Genomic DNA, 20,792 nt, shown 5'->3' with positions numbered 1-20,792 from the left:
TAGCGAGAAAAAAAGTAGATGATTCTGAGAATATATCAATAGGGTCACTTTAAATTAAAAATAATATTTATACTTGATGCATCGGCCTAACTTGTATTCAATCTCTCTTGTAAAGGGTTCTATTTTTTGGGAAGGCGGATTGAATGACTGATATCATACAGCCAATACGGGGTACAAAGGGTGCAGATATTGTTGGGCCGCGTAATCCGGCAGTAGAAGCACAGAATCCAGATATTTTTCTCCCACCTGAAACAGATCATGGCGGAATTCCAAATTTGAAATTCCCTTTTGCCATGGCACATAACCGTCTTGAAGACGGTGGTTGGGCACGCGAAGTCACACAGCGCGAAATGGGCAGTCTGAAAGAGTTGGCAATCGTCAACATGCGTCTTCCTGCCGGCGTTGTACGCGAAATGCATTGGCATAAGGAAGCTGAGTGGGCCTATGTTTTGAAAGGCAAGGTCCGTTTCTATCTCGTGGATGACCAGCGGCAGACTCTTGTTGAGGATCTTGAGCCGGGCGATCTCTGGCTTGCACCTGCAGGGTTTCCCCATGCGATCCAGGGGCTTGAAGAAGGTACGGAATTCGTGCTCGTCTTTAACGACGGAAACTTTTCTGAAAACCAGACTCTTCTTGTCACAGAGCTTTTCGCCCATACGCCGCGTGAGGTTCTTGCAAAAAACTTTGGCGTTCCTGAAAGCGCCTTTAACGGCATTCCTTCAGAGGAAAAATATATTTTCCGTCAGCCTGTGCCACCGTCAATCGAAGAGGTTCGCCGTGACCTTGGCGCTGTGACCTTTACGGATAAATATGTGTTCCGTGCCTCAAAGCAGCAGAAAAATCATTTTGAAGGCGGGGCCACACAGGTCGTTGATAACAAGACGTTTGAAGCAACCAATCTTGCTGCATTGTTTATTGATCTGGAACCGGGTGGCATGCGTGAAATTCATTGGCATCCTGATGCTGATGAAATTCAGTATTACATCAGCGGTCAGGCCCGCATGACGGTTTTTGATGCTGTCAACAATGCACGGACTTTCGATTTCGTGGCAGGTGATGTCGGTTATGTACCCAAGACTCTTGCCCATTATATTGAAAATACCGGCACTGAACCGGTCCGCGTGCTGAATGTTTTTCATACCGGCGAATATAAAGACATTTCGCTCAACAACTGGCTTGCATTAACACCGCAAGAGCTGGTCAAGGGACATCTGGATGTTGGTGAACCATTGATGGGATCGCTGCGTCAGAAATATCAGACTATCGTCAAGGGCTGATAGCCCAATTCTAAGGTCAGGAGTTCGTTCATTAATAACGAACTCCTGCATTTACTGTATTTTACTATGTGCATTTTGTTGGGTGTCATGCGCTGCTAATCACCTCAGATCATTCACCTGATGGTTTTGATGCAGTGGGTTGTGTCAAGGGGAGCTATCATGGAAGAATTCATGTCGAAGATGCTGGTCTCGGACCTCATCCCGATCTTTGTTGTAATGATTCTGGGTTATGTCAGTGGCAAGAAGAATATTTTTGCTGAAGACCAGGCAAAAGTTTTTAACAAACTCGTTCTCGATTTTGCGCTTCCAGCCGCGCTTTTTGTTTCAATTGTTCGCGCAGACCGGGCAATGTTGTTTGAAAATGCGACTTTGACAATCATTTCATTTGTCGGACTTGTTGCACTTTTTATGCTGTCCTATTTCACGATGCAGTGGTTTTTCAAGCGCAGCAAAGCTGAGGCAGCCGTTTGCGCCCTGATTGCCGGATCACCAACAATCGGATTTCTGGGCTACGCAATTCTCGATCCGCTCTACGGGACAGGTGTTGAAACTGGTCTCGTGATTGCAATTGTGGCGATTGTTGTGAATGCAATTACGATCCCGATCGGTCTTTATCTGTTGAATGCAGGCGGAGGCGGTGACAAGTCAACAGACGGCGCTCCGAAGGACAATGCATTGCTTTCAGCATTGAAAGAGCCTGTTGTATGGGCTCCGGTATTGGCCGTTGTGCTTGTTCTTATCGGCATCAGAGTGCCTGCCCAATTTGACCCGACTTTCAAACTTCTGGCACAGGCAAATTCCAGCGTAGCGGTGTTTGCGGCAGGTCTTACACTCGCAGCCTACAAGATAGAACTGGATCGGGAGGTTGCTTATAATACAGCATTCAAACTTATCCTGATGCCAGGCGTATTCCTGCTTGCTGGCTGGGCATGTGGTCTTAGCCCGATTGTATTGCAGATGCTGGTTCTCAGCGTTGCACTTCCGCCCGCCTTTTCGGGCATTATCATCTCAAGCCGTTTTCAGGTCTATACGCGCACGGGAACATCTTCGCTTGCAATAAGCGTTCTGGGCTTTGTTATCGCTGCACCGGTATGGGTTTATCTTGCAAAAATAATCGGCAGCTGATCCAGCCTGAAAGCGAATTTTGTAGCGAATAGATTATCTGTCTTTGAGGAGTATTTCTTTTGATTTAGAGCGCTGATCTGAGTGAATCAGATCAGCGCTCTAAATATTTGTTTTAACGCGCATCTTTGTCCGAAAACCGTTTCACACTTTTCGGGATGTGCTCTGATCAGAAGAAGTGCTCTCGCTTTTTTGCGCATGCTCTATTTGCCTTTTGATTGCCATATGGCATAGATAAGAGCGATATAAATCCTCCTATTTGACTGATATATTCGCAAGCCGTTTAGGGCTTTTGCTGATTGGAACTACGAATGATCTCGAAGTCGTTGAAAATCCTGTGTGCGGCAGCGGCTCTTTCAGCCCTGACTTTGTCGAGCGCTTTGGCTAATCCATCGATTGCCGTTGATGTAGCCACCGGCAAGGTTTATTCGGCGCAGGATCCATTCCAGCGCTGGTATCCGGCCTCGCTCACCAAGATGATGACGGCCTATGTGACGTTTCGGGCGCTTCAGGCTGGACAATTGAGCCTTGAGTCACCGGTCAAAATGAGCGTGAATGCATCCAAAGAGCCGCCGAGCAAAATGGGCTATCGTTCGGGTTCGGTATTGACGCTTGATAATGCGCTCAAGATCATGCTGGTCAAGTCAGCCAATGACGTGTCGGTTGCGGTTGCAGAGGCTGTGGGTGGAAGTGAAGCAGCTTTCGTCAAGCGCATGAATGCGGAAGCGCAGCGTATCGGCATGCATGGAACGCATTTCTCCAATCCGAATGGTTTGCACGATCCGAACAATTATTCGACCGCGCATGATCTGGCTGTGCTTGGCGTGCAGCTTCGCCGTGAATTTCCGCAATATGCGCATTACTTTAATACCGAAGCCATTGATGCAGGTGATGGCAAGAAGCCACAGGCCAATTATAATATTCTGCTTGGCCGCTTTGATGGTGCGGACGGTATGAAAACCGGTTTTGTCTGTGCGTCAGGCTTTAATCTGGCCAGCTCTGCGACCCGTCAGGGCCGGACAATTCTGGCTGTGGTTCTGGGGGCTGATCGTCAGGAAACCCGTGCGGTGCAGGCCGCGCAATTGATGAGCGATGCATTTCGCAGCAATGGTGCGGGTGTGCCAACTTTAGGATCAATGGTTCCGCCAGCAAGCAGTGCAATCAATCAGGCTGTGGATATGCGCAAGCAGATTTGTAATCAGCAAGCCATGGCTGATCGCTGGGATGGCCGCGATGTTGAAGGGCGTTTGCAGCTCAATTCGCCTTATATTCATGCGATGACCCGTGATCCTGTTCCGGTTCAGGTTGGACTTGTTTCTGCACCACCTGCAACGATTACCAAAGTCGGACAGCTTGATATTTCGCAGATACCTTTGCCAATGCCACGCCCGCAGCGTGCTGCGGCTTCAATCAATTAAGATCGTACCATGGCGCATCCCATTCCTGTTTCTGTTCTGACCGGTTTTCTTGGTTCAGGGAAAACCACCTTGCTTAATCGTTTGCTGAAAGACCCGGCATTGAGCGATACGGCTGTCATTATCAATGAATTTGGTGAGATCAGTATCGATCATCTGCTGGTTGAAGAAGCGAGCGAAGGGGTGATCGAGCTTGCCGATGGCTGCCTGTGCTGCACGGTGCGCGGCGAGCTGGTCGACACGCTGGCCGATCTGATAGACCGTCTTCAGACGGGAAAGATCAAGGCATTAAAGCGGGTGATCATCGAGACAAGCGGTCTGGCCGATCCGGCGCCGGTACTGCATTCGATTATGGGGCATCCGGTCTTGATGCAGGCTTTTCGTCTGGATGGGGTGCTTGCAACGGTTGATGCCGTCAATGGTATGGCAACGCTCGATCATCACGAGGAAGCCGTCAAACAGGCAGCAATGGCTGATCGCATTATCATCACCAAAGCGGATATGCCGGAAGCGCAGGCCGGGCTTGGAGCGCTCAAAGCACGGTTGAAACTGCTTAATCCCGGTGCAGATGTTCTTGAAGCATCGGACAAGCGCACAGGCTATGCAGCTTTGTTTGAATGTGGGCTTTATAATCCTGAAACGAAAACGGCAGATGTGCAGCACTGGCTGAACGCTCAAGCCTATGAAGATCATCATGATCATTCGCACCATCATGACCATGATCATGTGTGCGGCCCTGATTGCGATCATGACCACCATGATCACCATCATCATGGGCACCATCACCATCATGATGATGCAATCCGCTCTTTCTCGCTGCGCCACAAGGAGCCGATCCCGTTTTCAACTTTCGAGATGTTTCTGGACCTGCTGCGCTCGACCCATGGTGAGAAACTTTTGCGTGTGAAAGGCATTGTGCAGATTGCGGAAGACCCGGAGCGTCCGCTGGTCATTCATGGTGTGCAGAAGATTTTCCACCCGCCTGCGCGTTTGCCAAAATGGCCAAATGATGAGCATGAGACGCTTCTGGTCATGATCGTCAAGGATTTGCCGGAAGCCTATATTCGTGAGCTTTTTGATGCATTTCTTGGCAAGGCCGGGATTGATCGTCCTGATCGCGCGGCAATGATGGATAATCCGCTGGCAATTCCGGGTTATTCTACGCGATAATTATTTTTTTTGTATGAGAAAACGGTGAAGGTTCTCACTGCGCTCCTGCGAAAGCAGGGTGTGGCCTTCCTGTGTGCAGAAATGCGGAAGGTCGATTCCCGACAAAGGGTCCGTTGTTTCCACCCAGAGGAGCGCATTGGCTGGCATGTTTTGCAAGCGATTGCGCGTCTTTAAAACGGGAAGAGGGCATTTAAGTCCTCTCAGATCATAGATTTCAATATCAGTATCGCGTGGCATTAGAGCATGATCCGATTTTCGTTCAACGAGGATCGATAAGATTATGCTTAAGGTAGAAGAGTTAGAGCGCCGATCTGATTCAATCAGATCGAAACGCGCTCTAATTCCCACCGAGTTTCCACCATGGCTTTTTCTTTTCAGGCGCAGGGATTGCAACGGTGTTTGCCGTGGCCATAGGTGCCACAGTGGCCGGGTTCTGCTGCGGAACAGGAACAGAAGCTGTCTGGGTTGCATCAACGATAGCGGGAGTTGATGCAATTGCTGTTGGCTGGGCCGAAATTGGCGTTGGCGCAGGTGCAATATCCGGGGCGTTTGGCGTTTCTGCCGATGCAGGCGAAAGCGACGGCGGTTCGCGCGTTACTTTTTCACCGCGTGCACGCGCAGCGCTCCATGCAGAGACGAGCTTGGCTTCGCTAATGCCCTGAATGGATGGTGCAGGTTTCTTCTGTGCCGCACTGAAAGCCGACTGGAACGTCTTTTCATAGGACGAGGCATAAGCCATGGAGCTGGCATTGGCCGAAGGCGGGCAGGCACCGGTTGGAGATAATGGCTGGCCGTCAGGTGTTGCTACGTTGAAAACATAGCGCTTTTCGCAGACGTCAACTTTTGGCGGCACTTTCGTTGCTTCAAAAGAATCATAGCCCTGCTTGAGCATTTTCCAGAAGTCATAATTCGGGTCATTCTTGTAACGCGCCATATTGGCCGCGGTCATGCGGAATGGAAATGCCTGAATCTGAAAATCGCGCTGACCACCCTTGAATGCATCACGACCAAAAGCATAAATTTCGCTCACACTTTCATCGGTCATCGAATAGCAGCCCGAGGAAGAACAGGCGCCATGCACCATCAGATTCTGGCCGGTGCGGTTATGTGCACGGTCATAGGCATTCGGGAAGCCCATGTTAAAAGCAAGGTGATATTGCGAATTCGGGTTCATCTGTGCCGGGCGAACTGTATAGAAACCCTCTGGTGCCTGACGATCACCTTCGATGAATTTCGGTCCAAGCTTGCCTGACCATTTACAGATTTCGTAAGAGGCAATCTGGTCGTATTTGCCATTATTCTTCTGTTTCCAGACTTCGAGAACGCCTTCTTCCTTGAAAATACGAACCATGACAGGCGAAGTGCGGGTCATGCCCTTCGCTTTCATCTTGGCAACAATCTTCTGGGGCAGTGGCTTTTCGGCACGCAGACTGAGATCGGAGACAGACGAACCCTGACAACCCGCAAGCAAAGCGGATGCCATGAGAGTTCCCAAAAGTGCGGTTCTGATCTTCATATCGTATCAAACCTGTTCGAAATCTGAATTTTCAGTATTCTTAACTATCAACAAAACCTTTCGGTATCGTTGATGAATCCTTGCTCAAATACCTAAAAAACAGCGTGTCCGCAATATGGCGGAAATGCAGGTCAGATGCAAATCCGGCGCAGTTTGTGCTGCGCCAGAGCAAGTTTTTGAATTTTATGGTAAATTAAAGCATAATCCTACCTTCGTTCAACGAGGATCGATAAGATTATGCTTAAGGTAAAAGAGTTTAGAGCGCTGATCTGATAAAATCAGATCGGAATGCGCTCTAAATATTACGACCGATCTCCAGGAATTTCTGGCGACGCTCCTGTTTGAGGGTTTCGCCATCAATATCTTTCATGGAGCGCAATGAAGCGGTGATAATCTCGCCTGCTGCTGCAATGGTCGATTGCTTGCCGCGATGCGCACCACCAAGAGGTTCAGGGATAATTCCGTCGATGACCTTGAGATCGAACAGATCCTGCGCGGTGATGCGCATATTGGATGCTGCATCTTTTGCACGGGTTGAATCATGCCAGAGAATCGATGCTGCACCTTCGGGCGAAATGACCGAATAGATCGAATGTTCGAGCATATAGACGCGGTTTGCCACAGCAATTGCGATTGCGCCGCCTGAACCGCCTTCACCGATGATGATCGAGATAACCGGTACACGCAGCTTGAGGCATTGCGCTGTTGAGCGTGCAATGGCTTCCGCCTGACCACGTTCTTCAGCACTTACGCCCGGATAGGCGCCGGCTGTATCGACAAAGGTAATCAATGGCAGCTGGAAACGGTCGGCCATTTCCATGATGCGTACCGCCTTGCGGTAGCCTTCAGGGCGGGCTGAGCCAAAATTATGCTTGAGACGTGTCTTGGTGTCCGAGCCTTTTTCCTGACCGAGAATGGCAACAGGCAGACCATTGAAGCGGGCAAAGCCACCCTGAATAGCCTCGTCATTGGCAAATTGCCGATCACCGGCCAAAGGCGTGAATTCGGTGAAAAGCGTGTTGATATATTCAAGGCAGTGCGGACGGTCCGGGTGGCGGGCGATCTGCGCCTTCTGCCATGGGGTCAGCTTGCGATAAATATCATTGAGCGCATCGGCCGAGCGTTTCTCGAGACGGCTGATCTCGTCGCTCATCTCGACGCTGCCCTGTTCCTGCGCGAGCTTTTTCAGCTCAAGGATCTGGCCTTCGAGGTCTGCGACGGGTTTTTCAAAATCGAGATAGTTATACATCGGGCCTGACTATTGTGCGTTTCCAGAGATATCGGGCATAAAACATCCCAGATAACGGCTGTTTTACGGCTTCTTACATATTTACTTCGAGCGCATCATGCAAATTTTTCTGAAATTCTCTTAAACGGCGCGAGCTTAATCGGCAAGCGGATGATGTTCACTTACCAGCTTATGCAGTCTTTCTTCCAGAACATGGGTGTAAATCTGGGTCGTTGATATGTCGGAATGGCCGAGCAATTGCTGTACGGTTCTCAGATCTGCGCCGTTTTGCAAAAGATGGCTGGCAAAAGCATGGCGCAGCACATGCGGGGAGACGGAAGCGCTTGAGAGGCCTGCACGTGCCGCAAGGCTTTTCAGCTCCCGGCCAAAGACCTGTCGCGCCAAATGGCCGCTTTCTGAATAAGCGGGAAACAACCATGGATTATCGTCACTGCCCGGCAACGTATCGCGCAGGCTTATAAAGACCTGCAATGCGTCGCGTGCCTTTTGTGAAAGTGGCACCATGCGGTCTTTGGAGCCCTTGCCCCGGACAATCAGGAAGCGATGGTCAGTACGCGCAACGCTGACGGGCAGGCCAACAAGCTCCGAGACACGTAAGCCTGTGGCATAAAGCGTTTCAAGAAGAGCATGAAGCCGCAGGGCTTTGAAACGTTCTGCTGGCTCAACGGCCTCCTGTGCTTCTCTTGCTGCGCGATCAAGAAGGCGGCTGACATTTTCGACGCTCATGATTTTGGGCAGCGGTTTTTGTTTTTTGGGGGCGTCAATCAGGCTTGTGGGGTCGTCTTGTCGAAAACCTTCTGCATAGAGAAAGCGAAAAAACTGCCTTATGGCCGAAAGACGCCGTGCCTGCGAGGTGGCCGCAAAGCCTTCATCAGCCATAGTGTCGAGCACATGGCGAATATCATCGGTTCTGGCTTCAGCCAGATTGACACCGCGTGTCGCCAATAATTCGGCGCAGGTCTCGAGATCGCGGCGGTAGGATTCGAGCGTATTGTTTGCAGCACCGCGTTCGGCGCTCATCATTTCAAGAAAGTTTTCAATGGCCAGTGACGCCCGCATGTCTATTCCTCACGCTTGGTTTCGTCTTCCACGAGGGGTGCTGGTTGCGGCGGCGGATCTATGATCGTCTGTTTCAGCTTTGATGCTGGAATTTCGATGGTGATTTCATGGGTGGTTGGCGTAACGAAACGCGCAAGTGAGTACATCGCGCCATAGATAATGGCAGCAATCACAGCAAGCAGGAAAAGAATGCGCGTTAGCGTAGGCATGAAGCGTTTATGCTGTTCTATTGAGGTGAAAGCAAGGACTGGTGGTCTTTGCGGCGAAAAAGCTGCCCCCGGTTTGATTTTGTCGATGAAAGCGATTGACGCAGCACGGTTTTTAATGTGGAACCGGAGGAAATGGATGAGGTCAATGAGCAGTACAGCAAAACAAACAAGTCTGAATGAGAAGGCGGATATTGTCCGTCAACTTCTTGGCACGAAAGTGGTTGTTCTTGTTGGGTTGATGGGTGCAGGCAAGTCGACGGTTGGTCGCAAAATGGCAACCATGCTTAATCTGCCTTTTAAGGATGCCGATAACGAGATTGAATCGGCAGCCCGTATGACTGTTCCTGAACTGTTTGAGGTCTATGGCGAGGCGGAATTTCGTGATCTTGAACGCCGGGTGATCCTGCGTCTGCTTGAAGATGGTCCGATGGTGCTGGCCACTGGTGGCGGCGCCTATATGAATGCTGAAACCCGTGAGGCCATTGCTGCGAATGGTGTTTCGGTGTGGCTCAATGCCGAGCTTGATGTGCTGATGGATCGCGTGTCTCGCAGGCAGAATCGCCCGCTTCTCAAAAATGATGACCCGCGTGGTGTGATGCAGCGGCTGATGAATGAGCGCTATCCTGTTTATGCGCTCGCCGATCTCCAGACCATGACGCGCGACGATAAGAAAGAAGTGATTGCCGGAGAGCTGATCGATATTTTGATCGCTCATCTGGAAAAGGATCAGGTTTAAAGCCTCTGGGAGAATGCAATGATTGCCGACAGTGTAACAGTTCCGGTTTCGCTTGGAGACCGTTCTTATGAAATCCTGATTGGCAAGGGATTGGTCGCGCGTGCCGGTGAAGAAATTACAAAACGTCTGCCGGGCATTCGTGTTGCAATCATTACGGATGAGAATGTTGCCAAAGCGCATCTTGAGGCACTGACAGAAAGTTTTACCCGTGCCGGCATCGAATCAACCTGTATTATTGTGGCTCCCGGCGAGAAGTCGAAATCCTTTTCGACATTGGAAACCGTTACCAATGCTGTGCTGGCAGCAAAGCTTGAACGCGGTGACGCGGTGGTGGCTTTTGGCGGCGGTGTGGTCGGTGATTTGTCGGGCTTTGTTGCGGGTATCGTAAGGCGCGGCATGAATTTTGTGCAGATGCCGACGTCACTGCTTGCACAGGTGGATTCATCCGTTGGCGGCAAGACCGGCATCAATACTCAATATGGTAAAAACCTCGTCGGTGTTTTTCATCAGCCGCAACTGGTGCTGGCGGATACGGATGTGCTTGATACATTAAGCCCGCGTGAATTTCGGGCCGGTTATGCAGAAGTTGCCAAATATGGCCTGATTGATCGCCCGGATTTTTTCGCATGGCTTGAGAAAAACCGGGAAGCTGTTTTTGCAGGAGGCTCTGCCCGCACTGAGGCAATTGCCGAATCATGTCGCTCGAAAGCGGCGGTTGTTGCACGCGATGAGCATGAAAATGGCGATCGTGCGCTGCTTAATCTCGGTCATACTTTTGGCCATGCGCTTGAAACGGCAACAAATTATGATTCGAGCCGTCTGGTGCATGGTGAAGGCGTTGCCATTGGTATGGCGCTTGCGCATCGCTTTTCAGTGAAGATGAACCTGTGCGGTATCGAGGATGCTGAGCGTGTTGAGGCACATTTGAAAGCGGTTGGTCTGCCGACATCATTGCAAGATGTGCCGGGTGGATTGCCGGATGCTGAAAAGCTGATGGATTATATCGCACAGGACAAGAAAGTCGCCCGCGGTGCGCTGACATTCATTCTCACACGCGGCATTGGTCAGTCCTTTATTGCCAGGGATGTGCCACCGACGGCAGTGCTTGAATTTCTTAAAGAGCGGCTTTCTGCCTGATGGCAGTCCCTGCAAACAAGCAGGAACTGCTTGCGGCGATTGAAAGCAATTATGATCGGCTGGCGCTTGACCTTGCACGTGTCACGCCGGAGCAGTCTGCACTTGAAATCATGGAAGGTCATGCAAAAGGCACCATGATGAGTGTGCATGATCTGGTTGCCTATCTGGTCGGCTGGAATGAACTGGTGCTCAAATGGTGTGAGCGCAAGGATCAGGGGCTGGAGGTTGATTTTCCTGAAACTGGATTCAAATGGAACGAGCTTGGTGCGCTTGCTGCCAAGTTCTACCGCGATTATGAGGATGTGCCGTTTGCCGCTCTTTTATTGCGGCTTGAAACAGCGAAAAATGCGCTGGTTGCACTGGTTGCAGCGCGTAGCAATACCGAGCTTTATGGCGTTCAATGGTATGAGAAATATACGCTTGGACGCATGATCCAGTTCAATACGTCCTCGCCTTACGCCAATGCGCGCACTCGTTTGCGCAAATGGCTCAAAGCTCAAGTATAGGAAAATTAGCGGCGGGTGACTTCGCCGGGGGCTGAAGGTTCCAGTGCGAGCGCATGAACACCGTTATTGAGTTCATCTTTGAGAAGGTCATTGATGGCGCGGTGACGGGCAATGCGACTCAAGCCTTCAAATCTGGCTGATATGATGCGTATGCGAAAATGTGTTTCGCCAGTGCCGTCATAGACCTCATGATTGCCACGATCTTCGTGATGATGGCCGGCATGGAGATGGCTTTCATTGATGATTTCAAGCTTTTCAGGCGCAAAGGCTGCATGCAGTTTTGCTTCCATTGAAGATTGTTTGCTATTGTGAATGGACATTTGAGCCAGTTCTCCCCATATAGACGCTGTGCTTCATATAGACGTCGCTTTGGCGACAACCGGTGGGGCAAATCCGCACAGGAATTGCAATCTATATTCAATTTTGCCCTGAAGTCATGGCCAAAACCATTCAGGATGAAATGTCAATTCTTGTTTAGCCACTCTTAATTCGCATAATCTGATTCGATGACAACGAGCTCAAAATTTTTCGACAGCATCCGCATCCGTCCCAAGAAGGAAGCGGAAAAGAAGTCCAGTGGTCCCTGCTGCCAATGGGATGGTTGCGATAAGCCTGGTACGCATCGTGCACCGGTGGGGCGTATGCGTGAGGGTGAATATCTGCATTTCTGCGTTGATCACGTCCGCGAATATAATAAGAATTTCAATTATTTCTCGGGCCTGTCGGACAAGGATATTTCCAAGTTCCAGAAAGATGCGATCACCGGCAATCGTCCGACCTGGTCAACGGCGTCTAATTCGACCGCTTCCGCGCGTACATCGCCTGATATGGCGACACGCCGTTCTGGTTCTGCCGCTTATCAGAATCGCATGCGTGATCCGTTCGGATTTGTGAAGAATGCGAAAAACAATCCTGGAACTGCCAAGGCAGTGCAACGCAAACCGCGCACTCTGGAAGTAAAAGCGCTTGCGACACTTGGCCTTGATGCAAATTCAACTAGCGATATGATCAAGTCTCGCTATAAAGAACTTGTGAAGCAACACCATCCCGATGCAAATGGTGGTGACCGTGGGTCTGAAGACAGATTTCGCGAAGTCATTCAGGCTTATCAATTGCTCAAGACGGCAGGTTTTTGCTAAAGCCTGTCTGGGCTTTATGAGGCCGAGTATCAGGGCATGTTCAATGCCCTGACGGACATTCATCTTCTGCGCTTTCGTGCGGATGCGATTAAGGATGCCCGCAACTGAACTCAAGGGGGCGTCTCCCGGCTCGCCGGAAAATGCTTCCTGATTAATTGAATGTCGCGACAGGACAGTCCTGTCGCTCTGGAGGCATGATGAACAAGGTTGAGCGGGATATAGCCAATTTGCCGGATATAACGGTTTCTGTACGCGAAGTGTTTGGAATTGATTCCGACATGCGCGTGCCAGCCTATGCGGCAGGTGATTCCTATGTGCCGGAGACAGACCCGGATTATATTTTCGACCGTACGACGACTTTGGCGATTCTGGCCGGTTTTGCCTATAACCGCCGCGTGATGGTCTCGGGTTATCACGGTACGGGTAAATCGACCCATATCGAACAGGTTGCAGCCCGTCTCAACTGGCCTTGCGTTCGTATCAATCTCGACAGCCATGTCAGCCGTATCGATCTTGTCGGCAAGGATGCAATCGTCGTCAAGGACGGCGTGCAGGTTACAGAATTCAAGGACGGCATTCTGCCCTGGGCCTATCAGCACAATGTTGCGCTGGTTTTCGACGAATATGATGCCGGTCGCCCGGATGTGATGTTCGTGATCCAGCGCGTTCTGGAAACCTCGGGCCGTCTGACGCTGCTCGATCAAAGCCGCGTTATCCGTCCGCATCCGGCATTCCGCCTGTTTGCGACCGCCAACACGGTTGGCCTTGGTGATACGACCGGTCTTTATCACGGCACGCAGCAGATCAATCAGGCTCAGATGGACCGCTGGTCGATTGTGACCACGCTTAATTATCTGCCGCATGACAATGAAGTGAATATTATTCTCGCCAAGTCCAAGCATTACCAGAATGCTGAAGGCCGCGAGATCGTCAACAAGATGGTTCGCGTTGCCGACATGACCCGACAGGCTTTCATCAATGGTGATCTTTCGACCGTGATGAGTCCGCGTACCGTTATTACCTGGTCTGAAAATGCTGCAATCTTCAACGATGTCGGCTTTGCATTCCGCCTGACCTTCCTCAACAAGTGCGATGAACTTGAGCGCCAGACGGTGGCTGAATTCTATCAGCGTGCTTTCGGTGAGGAACTCCCGGAATCGGCTGCCAATATCGTTTTGGCATAAGGCTGGATGATGCTTGTCGCTCATCAAGAGCGGCAGTGCATTTAACGCATGTCGTTAGCGGAAAACCGGTTCCCACTTTTCCGCGACATGCTTTATATAAAGTCAGGAAAAGCAGATGTCGGGCCAGAAGTCAGGAATTGGCGATAATTCGCGCGAGCGCACAAACGGACCAGTGGATTCAGAGCCGTTCAAGCGGGCGATGACCGCTACAATGCGTGCCATTTCCGGTGAGAACGAACTGGAAGTGGCTTTCAGTAATGATCGTCCTGCACTGACCGCCAACCGCGCCCGTCTGCCTGATTTGCCAAAACGTCCGACAGCGCATGATGTTGCGGTTACTCGTGGCCTGGGTGATTCCATGGCACTGCGTCAGGCACGCCACAATGCGCGTATTCACGCAAGCCTCGCGCCGGAAGGCAAGCAGGCCCGTGCGATCTATGATGCGGTTGAGCAGGCGCGTGTGGAAGCCATTGGCGCCCGCGCCATGGCGGGTGTTGCGGAAAACCTTTCGGTGATGCTGGCTGACAAATATGCCCGCGCCAATTTTTCGAGCGTGACCGACAAGGATGATGCACCACTTGAGGAAGCTGTCTCGCTTTTGTTGCGTGAAAAACTGACTGGCCGCAAGGCGCCGGTGGAAGCCGGTTCTGTGCTTGATCTCTGGCGCGAGTGGATTGAGCAGAAGGCCGGCCCTGAACTTGCACGTCTTGGCGATAATCTGGAAGATCAGCAGGCATTTGCACGTACAGTGCGCGATATGCTGGCATCCATGGATATGGCTGAAGAGCTTTCTCAGGAAGAGCAGAGCGACGAGCAGGACGAAGATAACGAGCAGACGCCGGAGCAGGACGAAAACGAAGAAGGCGGCGACGAAAGCCAGGAAGGTTCTGATTCTGCGGAAAGCGAAGAATCGGACAGTTCCAGCGAAGAAGGCGAGCAGGGCGAAATGGAAGCCACTGACGCCGCTTCCGATGATATGGATGACAATGAGGATGTCGACGCGGAAACGCCGGGCGACACGCGCCGCCAGAACCAGCCTTTTGCGAATTTCGCCGAGCATGTCGATTACAATGTCTTCACGCGTGAATTTGATGAAGAGATTGAGGCCACGGATTTATGTGATGAAGCAGAGCTTGATCGTCTGCGCGGTTTTCTCGACAAGCAGCTTTCCAATTTGCAAGGTGTTGTTGGCAGGCTTGCCAACCGGTTGCAGCGTCGCCTGATGGCACAGCAGAACCGTTCGTGGGATTTTGATCTGGAAGAGGGGTATCTCGACAGTGCGCGTCTGGTGCGTATCGTGATCGATCCGACACAGCCGCTTTCCTACAAGATGGAGCGCGATACGGATTTTCGCGATACGGTTGTGACGCTGGTGATTGATAATTCCGGCTCGATGCGTGGGCGTCCGATTACCGTTGCTGCAACATGCGCCGATATTCTGGCGCGAACGCTGGAACGCTGCGGGGTGAAAGTCGAAATATTGGGCTTTACCACCAAGGCATGGAAGGGCGGACAGTCACGCGAGGCATGGCTTGGTCGTGGCAAGCCGTCCAATCCGGGTCGTCTCAATGATTTGCGCCATATCATCTATAAAAAGGCTGATGCGCCATGGCGTCGTGCACGGCGTAATCTTGGTCTGATGATGCGCGAAGGTCTGCTTAAAGAAAATATCGATGGTGAAGCGCTGATCTGGGCGCATCAGCGCCTTTTGGCACGGCCTGAGCAGCGCAAGATCATGATGATGATTTCCGATGGTGCGCCGGTGGATGATTCAACACTTTCGGTCAATCCGGGCAATTATCTTGAACGCCACTTGCGTGCTGTCATCGAAGAGATCGAAACGCGTTCGCCGGTTGAACTGATTGCCATTGGTATTGGCCATGATGTGACACGCTATTATCAGCGGGCCGTCACTATTGTGGATGCTGAAGAGCTTGCCGGTGCAATGACCGAACAGCTTGCATCCCTGTTTGAAGAACAGGGTGCAGGTGGAGCCGGGCGGGGACGCAGGCGTTCAGGCAGATAAGACTGGATAAATGAAAGGGGTCTTCAGGCCCCTTTCATTTACGATCCGGTGCATAAAGCGCAGGCGCAAAAATCGCCAGAATAGCGCCATAGGGCACAAGCATCAGCGTGCCCATGACAACCTTTACAAAGAAGTCGCCGATGGCCAGTGAGGCCCATAGGGGCATTCCAAGGCCAAGGAAGGTTGCGGGATCGGACAATGATGAATCGGGCAGGCCGGTCATGGCATCGATCCATGCAAAGCTTGCGGCAAAAGCGATGGAGAAAAACAGCAGCGTATCGACAATCGAGCCGAACATGGCCGCTGCAAAAGGTGCTTTCCACCATGTCTTTTGGCGTAGTCTATTGAAGACCGTGATATCCATTAATTGAGCAATCAGAAATGCCGAACCGGATGCAATGGCAATCCGCGGTGTTGCCAGCCAGATTGACATAATAACACCCAGCACAAAGCCAAAATAGACGACTTTGCGTGCCGCAGCAGGGCCAAAGCGACGATTGGTCAAATCATTGACGAGAAAAGCAAAGGGATAGGTAAAGGCACCATAGGTGAGCAACTCGCCGAGGCCAAAATGCTCGAATGGATATTGTACAAGAATATTGGAGGCAGCAACGGCTGCGCACATGCACAATATGGCCGGCAAAAGCCGGGACAAAGCAGGGCTTGCATAAAACATTTTTTTATCCTGGGTGATGTCACCAGTAAAAAAGGCTGACGCAAGCCAGCCTTTTTTGTCTAAACTTAAAAAGCTGATTGCTTATGCAGCAAGTTCAGCCTGCTTCTTCACGATCTGACGCTTCAGCAGGCGTGCACGCTGCGAGAGTTCCTTGTCATTTGACTTGACGAGGAAAGCATCAAGGCCACCGCGATGCTCAACCGAACGCAGAGCCGAAGCGGAAACGCGAAGACGGTAGCTCTGGCCGAGTGCTTCGGACATAAGCGTAACGTTGCAGAGGTTTGGCAAAAAGCGACGACGCGTACGGTTGTTCGCGTGGCTTACATTATTGCCGTACTGGACCGAGGTGCCGGTCAATTCACAAGCGCGGGACATTTTGGTCTCACCTTCAAATTTTTGTTTCTCAGGCCCCGACTCGAATGTCCGAATTCATAGCAATCAAAGCAGTTTTAATGCTGCTGGCGCGCGATTTCGGACAGGCGGCCTATTGGGAAAGTCGCGTTTCTATAGTGACAGGAGAGAAAACAGTCAAGACAGATTCCGCTGCGAGAGCCTAAAGGCGCTTATTTACGGCGTTTTGTGGCGATTGACGCTTTGCCCGATCATAACTTTGCCCGTTTTCTCTGTTCGACAAGGCTATAATCGGGAATATGACAGGATGTTGCTGCAGATTTTGAGCTGTAAGGACAAGACAGTGTATCTGTCCGGAAGTAGAATCGGTTTGCAGACGGGTGCAAGGTTTGAAAGGAAAATCTGGCATGATCAGGCAATTGTATTTCTGGAAGCCGTTCGCAGTGCGCGGTATTGCATTGCTGAGCGGACTGACGATTGCAAGTGTTTCTGTCGTGAGTTCCACCCATGCAGATGATCTTTACCGGACAGAATATGATATTTCGATATTTGGCCTTTCCATCGCCCGTTCAGCTATAGAAACCATCGTCAAAGGGGCCAATTATGGCGTTAATGGCCGTTTCAAGACGTCCGGCATTGCCCGGGTTTTTGATGATACGGATGGTACAGTCTATGTGGCTGGTCGTGCCAATCAGAACAAAGTGACGCCGTCTGCCTTTGATCTGGCCTATAAGCACGGGCGCAAGAACAAAAGCACCAAGATAGGTTTTTCCGGTGGCAATGTAACCTCTTCCGAGAATGTGCCCCCGGTGAAAAAGCGCGAACCATGGGTGGAAATAACGCCACAGGATCTTATCAATGTCAGCGATCCGCTGAGTGCGCTGATGATCCCGACCAGAGATCCGAAAGCGGTTTGTAATCGTATATTGCGCGTTTTTGACGGTCAGACCCGTGCCGACATCCATCTTAGTTTCAATGGCACGGAATCCTTTACCACCAAAGGATTTACCGGTGAATCTGTTATCTGTTCAGCCAAGTTCGTGCCACTTGCCGGTTATCAGAAGGGCAAGAAAGCCATTGATTATCTTGCCAATCGCAGCAAGATCACGATCTCTTTTGCTTCGCTTGGCAATTCCGGCATCTATGCGCCGTTGGTGGCGCGCATAGGTACGCAGCTTGGAACGTTGAAAATCGAGGCGTCGCGGTTTGAGAAAATTCAGTAAGATAGCTGAATTTTAATGCTGCGGATGCAGGCATTCATCGTGATTGCCAAGGATTTCAATGACCCGGCACTGGTCAATGCGGCCATGGGCTGTGCAATCGAGCATGCGCAGCAGTTCCGTCTTCAATGACATCAGTTTTGCGATGCGATTTTCAACATCAACCAGACGCATGCGTGCAATGGAATCAGCTGCTGCGCAGGACTGGTCGGGATTATCCTGAAGGTTGAGAAGTGTGCGGATTGCATCCACTTCAAAGCCCAGATCCCGCGCATGGCGGATAAATAAAAGCCGCTGAATATCAGTTTTGTCATAAAGGCGTCGATTGCCTTCTGTGCGTGGAGGTGACGGCAAAAGCCCGATTTGCTCATAATAGCGGATGGTTGGCACTTTTACACCACTGGCTTTTGATGCTTCGCCAATCGGAACATTTTGGTTCATTTTCTGCTTGCTCCTCTAGTCACTAGAGGATGTAGACCTTGTTTCAGATAATTCAAGTGCGAACCCGCACCAGATATTTCTGGGCAATTTTTGGGGCAGATGATGAACCATACCGAACGCGCCAAACAACATGATCACGATCATGAACATAGCCACGAACATGCGGCTTGTGACGGTCATGATCATGATCATCACGACCATGGCCATGATCACGAGGAGCCGGAAGCAAAGCAGATTATTGCAAGCGCTGACAGTTTCCGTTTTCTTGTGGAGGGGATGGATTGCGCGTCCTGTGCGACCAAGATTGATACGGCTGTGCGGCGCATCCGTGGGGTTCAGGATGTTTCGGTTTCCGTGACCAATAGTACCATGACTGTCAATCATGATGGTTCATCGCGCTCTGATGAGATTGCGGAAAAAGTTTCAGCACTGGGATACAAGGCCAGTGTGCAATCGGCTCTTGATACAACATTCAGGCCGGTGAAACAAGCAAAGCCAAAGCGCTGGTGGCAGAGCGACAAGGGCCAGATGATGCTTGCCTGTGGCGGCGGTCTGGTGCTGGCTTATATTATCGGACATCTTTATCCGCCAATTGCATTATGGGCTTTCACGGCGGCCATGCTGATCGGTCTTATTCCGATTGCAAGACGTGCTTATTCGGCGGCGATCAATGGCACGCCTTTTTCCATTGAAATGCTGATGACCATTGCGGCGATCGGGGCGGTCATTATTGGGGCAACGGAAGAAGCCGCGGCTGTCGTGTTTTTGTTTCTGGTTGGCGAATTGCTGGAAGGTGTGGCGGCTGGCAAAGCGCGTGACAGCATCCAGTCGCTGACCGCGCTGGTGCCGAAGACCGCTTTTCTTGAAAGCAATGGATCGACGAAAGAAGTGCCGGCGGAAGAGCTGAATGTCGGCGATGTGATTGCCGTGCGTCCTGGCGACCGTATGCCTGCCGATGGTGAGATTATTTCCGGCGAAAGCGCCATTGATGAAGCGCCGGTGACTGGTGAAAGCACGCCGGTTGGCAAAGCTGTGGGCGACAATGTGTTTGCCGGAACCATCAACGGTGATGGCCTGCTGCGCGTGAAAGTGACGGCTGCTGCACAGGATAACACGATTGCACGTGTTATACGGCTGGTTGAGGAAGCACAGGAAGCGAAAGCACCGACTGAGCGTTTTATCAACCGGTTTTCGACCTATTATACGCCGGGTGTTGTCGTGGTTGCGGCACTGGTTGCGATTTTACCGCCGCTGGTTGCTGGTGGCGAATGGGGCGAATGGGTTTACAAGGGCCTGGCTATATTGCTGATCGGTTGCCCCTGTGCGCTGGTTATTTCGACGCCTGCTGCCATTGCAGCTTCGCTTTCGGCTGGTGCGCGGCGCGGACTTCTGTTGAAGGGGGGCGCAGTGCTGGAGACTATCGGAAAGATCACGACAGCCTGTTTCGACAAGACCGGCACGTTGACGCAAGGCAAGCCACAGGTAACAGATGTTTTGTCCGCATCACTTTCGGCAGATGAAGTGCTGCGTTTGTCCGCGTCCCTTGATGCCGGTTCCAGTCATCCGCTGGCGCTGGCGATTGTGAGCGCATCCGAAGCGCGTGGTTTGAAACTCTCAACTGTTTCGACAGGTAAAGCGCATGGCGGCAAGGGTGTATCAGGTACGGCTGACGGGGGTGAGCTGTTCCTTGGTTCGCGCAAGGCTGCCAATGAAATCTCGGTTATTTCGGAAGAGCTGGCAGCGCAGATTGCAACCTGTAACGATGAAGGCAAGACGGTTTCAGTTCTTGTTGCTGATGGCAAAATTGCGGGTGCTATCGCCATGCGCGATGAACCGCGTGCTGATGCAATTGCAGGACTGAAGACACTCAAAGCTGCCGGTATCCGTACCATCATGCTGACGGGCGATAATCGCCGCACAGCGGACGCTATTGGTAAGGATATTGATATTGAGGTGCGGGCTGAACTTCTGCCCGAAGATAAGCAGCGGATCGTCGGTGAGCTGCGCAATGAAGGCCAGATTGTCGCCAAGGTCGGCGACGGTATCAATGATGCACCGGCACTTGCCGCAGCCGATGTGGGCATTGCCATGGGCGGTGGCACTGATGTGGCGCTGGAAACGGCTGATGCAGCCGTGCTGCATGGGCGTGTGGGAGATGTGGCTGCGATGGTCGATCTTTCCAAGCGGACCATGCGCAATATTCATCAGAACATTGCAATCGCGCTTGGGCTGAAAGCCGTGTTTCTTGTAACCACGGTTTTGGGAATTACGGGTCTCTGGCCTGCAATTCTGGCCGATACGGGGGCAACCGTTCTGGTGACAATCAATGCGCTGCGGCTGTTAAAGCAGCCAGCTTAAG

At 51.4% G+C, this 20,792-nt stretch carries 20 protein-coding genes and 1 pseudogene; 12 read left to right on the top strand and 9 right to left on the bottom strand.

All coding sequences use genetic code 11. The features are described 5' to 3' along the window. Positions 1–143 precede the first annotated feature (143 nt). From FHY56_RS12715 to FHY56_RS12700, 4 genes are all read left to right on the top strand, one after another. On the top strand, positions 144–1,277 hold the full coding sequence (locus FHY56_RS12715; RefSeq protein ID WP_140905574.1) for a cupin domain-containing protein: 1,134 nt from the start codon (positions 144–146) through the stop codon (positions 1,275–1,277). Positions 1,278–1,448: 171 nt separating this feature from the next. Beyond that, positions 1,449–2,402: a transporter YfdV gene (yfdV, locus tag FHY56_RS12710; protein ID WP_235889490.1), complete on the top strand. Its 954-nt coding sequence runs from the start codon at positions 1,449–1,451 to the stop codon at positions 2,400–2,402. A 308-nt stretch (positions 2,403–2,710) separates the two neighbouring features. Beyond that, positions 2,711–3,817: a D-alanyl-D-alanine carboxypeptidase family protein gene (locus FHY56_RS12705; protein ID WP_140905572.1), complete on the top strand. Its 1,107-nt coding sequence runs from the start codon at positions 2,711–2,713 to the stop codon at positions 3,815–3,817. Positions 3,818–3,826: 9 nt separating this feature from the next. Beyond that, the gene (locus FHY56_RS12700) at positions 3,827–4,984 is read left to right on the top strand and encodes a CobW family GTP-binding protein (protein WP_140905571.1); all 1,158 of its coding nucleotides are present in this window, start codon (positions 3,827–3,829) and stop codon (positions 4,982–4,984) included. Here FHY56_RS12700 and FHY56_RS12695 read toward each other — a convergent pair whose 3' ends face one another. From FHY56_RS12695 to FHY56_RS12675, 5 genes are all read right to left on the bottom strand, one after another. Then, positions 4,985–5,221 carry a sulfurtransferase TusA family protein gene (locus tag FHY56_RS12695; protein ID WP_140905570.1) on the bottom strand — a complete coding sequence of 79 codons (237 nt, stop codon included), beginning with the start codon at positions 5,219–5,221 and terminating at the stop codon, positions 4,985–4,987. It lies immediately after the preceding gene. 100 nt (positions 5,222–5,321) lie between these two features. Further along, positions 5,322–6,500 (bottom strand): L,D-transpeptidase family protein, encoded by a 1,179-nt coding sequence (locus FHY56_RS12690; protein WP_140905569.1) that lies wholly within the window; start codon positions 6,498–6,500, stop codon positions 5,322–5,324. Between the two features lie 295 nt (positions 6,501–6,795). Then, on the bottom strand, positions 6,796–7,749 hold the full coding sequence (locus FHY56_RS12685; protein ID WP_140905568.1) for an acetyl-CoA carboxylase carboxyltransferase subunit alpha: 954 nt from the start codon (positions 7,747–7,749) through the stop codon (positions 6,796–6,798). A gap of 135 nt (positions 7,750–7,884) precedes the next feature. Further along, a complete protein-coding gene (gene xerD, locus FHY56_RS12680; protein WP_140905567.1) occupies positions 7,885–8,808 on the bottom strand; it encodes a site-specific tyrosine recombinase XerD in 924 nt (307 codons plus the stop codon). 2 nt (positions 8,809–8,810) lie between these two features. Further along, positions 8,811–9,017: a recombinase gene (locus tag FHY56_RS12675; RefSeq protein ID WP_235889489.1), complete on the bottom strand. Its 207-nt coding sequence runs from the start codon at positions 9,015–9,017 to the stop codon at positions 8,811–8,813. 145 nt (positions 9,018–9,162) lie between these two features. Here FHY56_RS12675 and FHY56_RS12670 point away from each other — a divergent pair, with 145 nt between their 5' ends. From FHY56_RS12670 to FHY56_RS12660, 3 genes are read left to right on the top strand one after another with little or no spacing between them, the layout of a single operon-like run. After that, positions 9,163–9,753 (top strand): shikimate kinase, encoded by a 591-nt coding sequence (locus FHY56_RS12670; protein WP_140905565.1) that lies wholly within the window; start codon positions 9,163–9,165, stop codon positions 9,751–9,753. 18 nt (positions 9,754–9,771) lie between these two features. Next, the gene (gene aroB, locus FHY56_RS12665; protein ID WP_140905564.1) at positions 9,772–10,890 is read left to right on the top strand and encodes a 3-dehydroquinate synthase; all 1,119 of its coding nucleotides are present in this window, start codon (positions 9,772–9,774) and stop codon (positions 10,888–10,890) included. Then, positions 10,890–11,396 carry a ClbS/DfsB family four-helix bundle protein gene (locus FHY56_RS12660; RefSeq protein ID WP_140905563.1) on the top strand — a complete coding sequence of 169 codons (507 nt, stop codon included), beginning with the start codon at positions 10,890–10,892 and terminating at the stop codon, positions 11,394–11,396. The genes aroB and FHY56_RS12660 overlap by 1 nt, the downstream gene beginning before the upstream one ends. A 5-nt stretch (positions 11,397–11,401) precedes the next feature. Here the strand turns inward: FHY56_RS12660 and FHY56_RS12655 are convergent, their stop codons facing one another. Next, the gene (locus FHY56_RS12655) at positions 11,402–11,716 is read right to left on the bottom strand and encodes a BolA family protein (protein WP_140905562.1); all 315 of its coding nucleotides are present in this window, start codon (positions 11,714–11,716) and stop codon (positions 11,402–11,404) included. A 186-nt stretch (positions 11,717–11,902) separates the two neighbouring features. Between FHY56_RS12655 and FHY56_RS12650 the strand changes: the two genes are divergently transcribed. From FHY56_RS12650 to cobT, 3 genes are all read left to right on the top strand, one after another. Continuing rightward, positions 11,903–12,535, top strand: a complete 633-nt coding sequence (locus FHY56_RS12650; RefSeq protein ID WP_140905561.1) for a J domain-containing protein — start codon at positions 11,903–11,905, stop codon at positions 12,533–12,535. A gap of 197 nt (positions 12,536–12,732) precedes the next feature. Then, the gene (cobS, locus tag FHY56_RS12645; RefSeq protein WP_140905601.1) at positions 12,733–13,719 is read left to right on the top strand and encodes a cobaltochelatase subunit CobS; all 987 of its coding nucleotides are present in this window, start codon (positions 12,733–12,735) and stop codon (positions 13,717–13,719) included. Positions 13,720–13,834: 115 nt separating this feature from the next. Further along, on the top strand, positions 13,835–15,745 hold the full coding sequence (gene cobT / locus FHY56_RS12640) for a cobaltochelatase subunit CobT (protein WP_140905560.1): 1,911 nt from the start codon (positions 13,835–13,837) through the stop codon (positions 15,743–15,745). Positions 15,746–15,779: 34 nt separating this feature from the next. On the opposite strand, the gene FHY56_RS12635 is transcribed toward cobT, so the two are convergent. Both FHY56_RS12635 and rpmB read right to left on the bottom strand, forming a co-directional pair. Continuing rightward, positions 15,780–16,421 carry a queuosine precursor transporter gene (locus FHY56_RS12635; RefSeq protein WP_140905559.1) on the bottom strand — a complete coding sequence of 214 codons (642 nt, stop codon included), beginning with the start codon at positions 16,419–16,421 and terminating at the stop codon, positions 15,780–15,782. Between the two features lie 81 nt (positions 16,422–16,502). After that, on the bottom strand, positions 16,503–16,796 hold the full coding sequence (gene rpmB / locus FHY56_RS12630) for a 50S ribosomal protein L28 (RefSeq protein WP_140905558.1): 294 nt from the start codon (positions 16,794–16,796) through the stop codon (positions 16,503–16,505). 383 nt (positions 16,797–17,179) lie between these two features. Between rpmB and FHY56_RS12625 the strand changes: the two genes are divergently transcribed. Beyond that, a complete protein-coding gene (locus tag FHY56_RS12625; protein WP_140905557.1) occupies positions 17,180–17,995 on the top strand; it encodes a DUF3108 domain-containing protein in 816 nt (271 codons plus the stop codon). 12 nt (positions 17,996–18,007) lie between these two features. Here FHY56_RS12625 and FHY56_RS12620 read toward each other — a convergent pair whose 3' ends face one another. Continuing rightward, a complete protein-coding gene (locus FHY56_RS12620) occupies positions 18,008–18,433 on the bottom strand; it encodes a MerR family transcriptional regulator (protein WP_140905556.1) in 426 nt (141 codons plus the stop codon). A 177-nt stretch (positions 18,434–18,610) separates the two neighbouring features. Here FHY56_RS12620 and FHY56_RS12615 point away from each other — a divergent pair. Further along, positions 18,611–20,791 (top strand): annotated as a pseudogene (locus tag FHY56_RS12615) (heavy metal translocating P-type ATPase); the annotation flags it as partial. Between the last annotated feature and the right edge of the window lies 1 nt (position 20,792).

This window comes from Brucella gallinifaecis (assembly GCF_006476605.1).
In the GTDB taxonomy this organism is placed as follows: Bacteria; Pseudomonadota; Alphaproteobacteria; order Rhizobiales; family Rhizobiaceae; genus Brucella; species Brucella gallinifaecis.
Note: the sequence above shows the minus strand (reverse complement) of the source record. Positions and strands in the feature narration are given on the sequence as shown.

Excerpts from the sequence above, each read along its gene's own strand:
- FHY56_RS12715 (WP_140905574.1), top strand. The coding sequence starts at position 144 with ATGACTGATATCATACAGCCAATACGGGGTACAAAGGGTGCAGATATT.
- yfdV (WP_235889490.1), top strand. The coding sequence starts at position 1,449 with ATGTCGAAGATGCTGGTCTCGGACCTCATCCCGATCTTTGTTGTAATG.
- FHY56_RS12705 (WP_140905572.1), top strand. The coding sequence starts at position 2,711 with ATGATCTCGAAGTCGTTGAAAATCCTGTGTGCGGCAGCGGCTCTTTCA.
- FHY56_RS12700 (WP_140905571.1), top strand. The coding sequence starts at position 3,827 with ATGGCGCATCCCATTCCTGTTTCTGTTCTGACCGGTTTTCTTGGTTCA.
- FHY56_RS12695 (WP_140905570.1), bottom strand. The coding sequence starts at position 5,221 with ATGCCACGCGATACTGATATTGAAATCTATGATCTGAGAGGACTTAAA.
- FHY56_RS12690 (WP_140905569.1), bottom strand. The coding sequence starts at position 6,500 with ATGAAGATCAGAACCGCACTTTTGGGAACTCTCATGGCATCCGCTTTG.
- FHY56_RS12685 (WP_140905568.1), bottom strand. The coding sequence starts at position 7,749 with ATGTATAACTATCTCGATTTTGAAAAACCCGTCGCAGACCTCGAAGGC.
- xerD (WP_140905567.1), bottom strand. The coding sequence starts at position 8,808 with ATGCGGGCGTCACTGGCCATTGAAAACTTTCTTGAAATGATGAGCGCC.
- FHY56_RS12675 (WP_235889489.1), bottom strand. The coding sequence starts at position 9,017 with ATGCCTACGCTAACGCGCATTCTTTTCCTGCTTGCTGTGATTGCTGCC.
- FHY56_RS12670 (WP_140905565.1), top strand. The coding sequence starts at position 9,163 with ATGAGCAGTACAGCAAAACAAACAAGTCTGAATGAGAAGGCGGATATT.
- aroB (WP_140905564.1), top strand. The coding sequence starts at position 9,772 with ATGATTGCCGACAGTGTAACAGTTCCGGTTTCGCTTGGAGACCGTTCT.
- FHY56_RS12660 (WP_140905563.1), top strand. The coding sequence starts at position 10,890 with ATGGCAGTCCCTGCAAACAAGCAGGAACTGCTTGCGGCGATTGAAAGC.
- FHY56_RS12655 (WP_140905562.1), bottom strand. The coding sequence starts at position 11,716 with ATGTCCATTCACAATAGCAAACAATCTTCAATGGAAGCAAAACTGCAT.
- FHY56_RS12650 (WP_140905561.1), top strand. The coding sequence starts at position 11,903 with ATGACAACGAGCTCAAAATTTTTCGACAGCATCCGCATCCGTCCCAAG.
- cobS (WP_140905601.1), top strand. The coding sequence starts at position 12,733 with ATGAACAAGGTTGAGCGGGATATAGCCAATTTGCCGGATATAACGGTT.
- cobT (WP_140905560.1), top strand. The coding sequence starts at position 13,835 with ATGTCGGGCCAGAAGTCAGGAATTGGCGATAATTCGCGCGAGCGCACA.
- FHY56_RS12635 (WP_140905559.1), bottom strand. The coding sequence starts at position 16,421 with ATGTTTTATGCAAGCCCTGCTTTGTCCCGGCTTTTGCCGGCCATATTG.
- rpmB (WP_140905558.1), bottom strand. The coding sequence starts at position 16,796 with ATGTCCCGCGCTTGTGAATTGACCGGCACCTCGGTCCAGTACGGCAAT.
- FHY56_RS12625 (WP_140905557.1), top strand. The coding sequence starts at position 17,180 with ATGATCAGGCAATTGTATTTCTGGAAGCCGTTCGCAGTGCGCGGTATT.
- FHY56_RS12620 (WP_140905556.1), bottom strand. The coding sequence starts at position 18,433 with ATGAACCAAAATGTTCCGATTGGCGAAGCATCAAAAGCCAGTGGTGTA.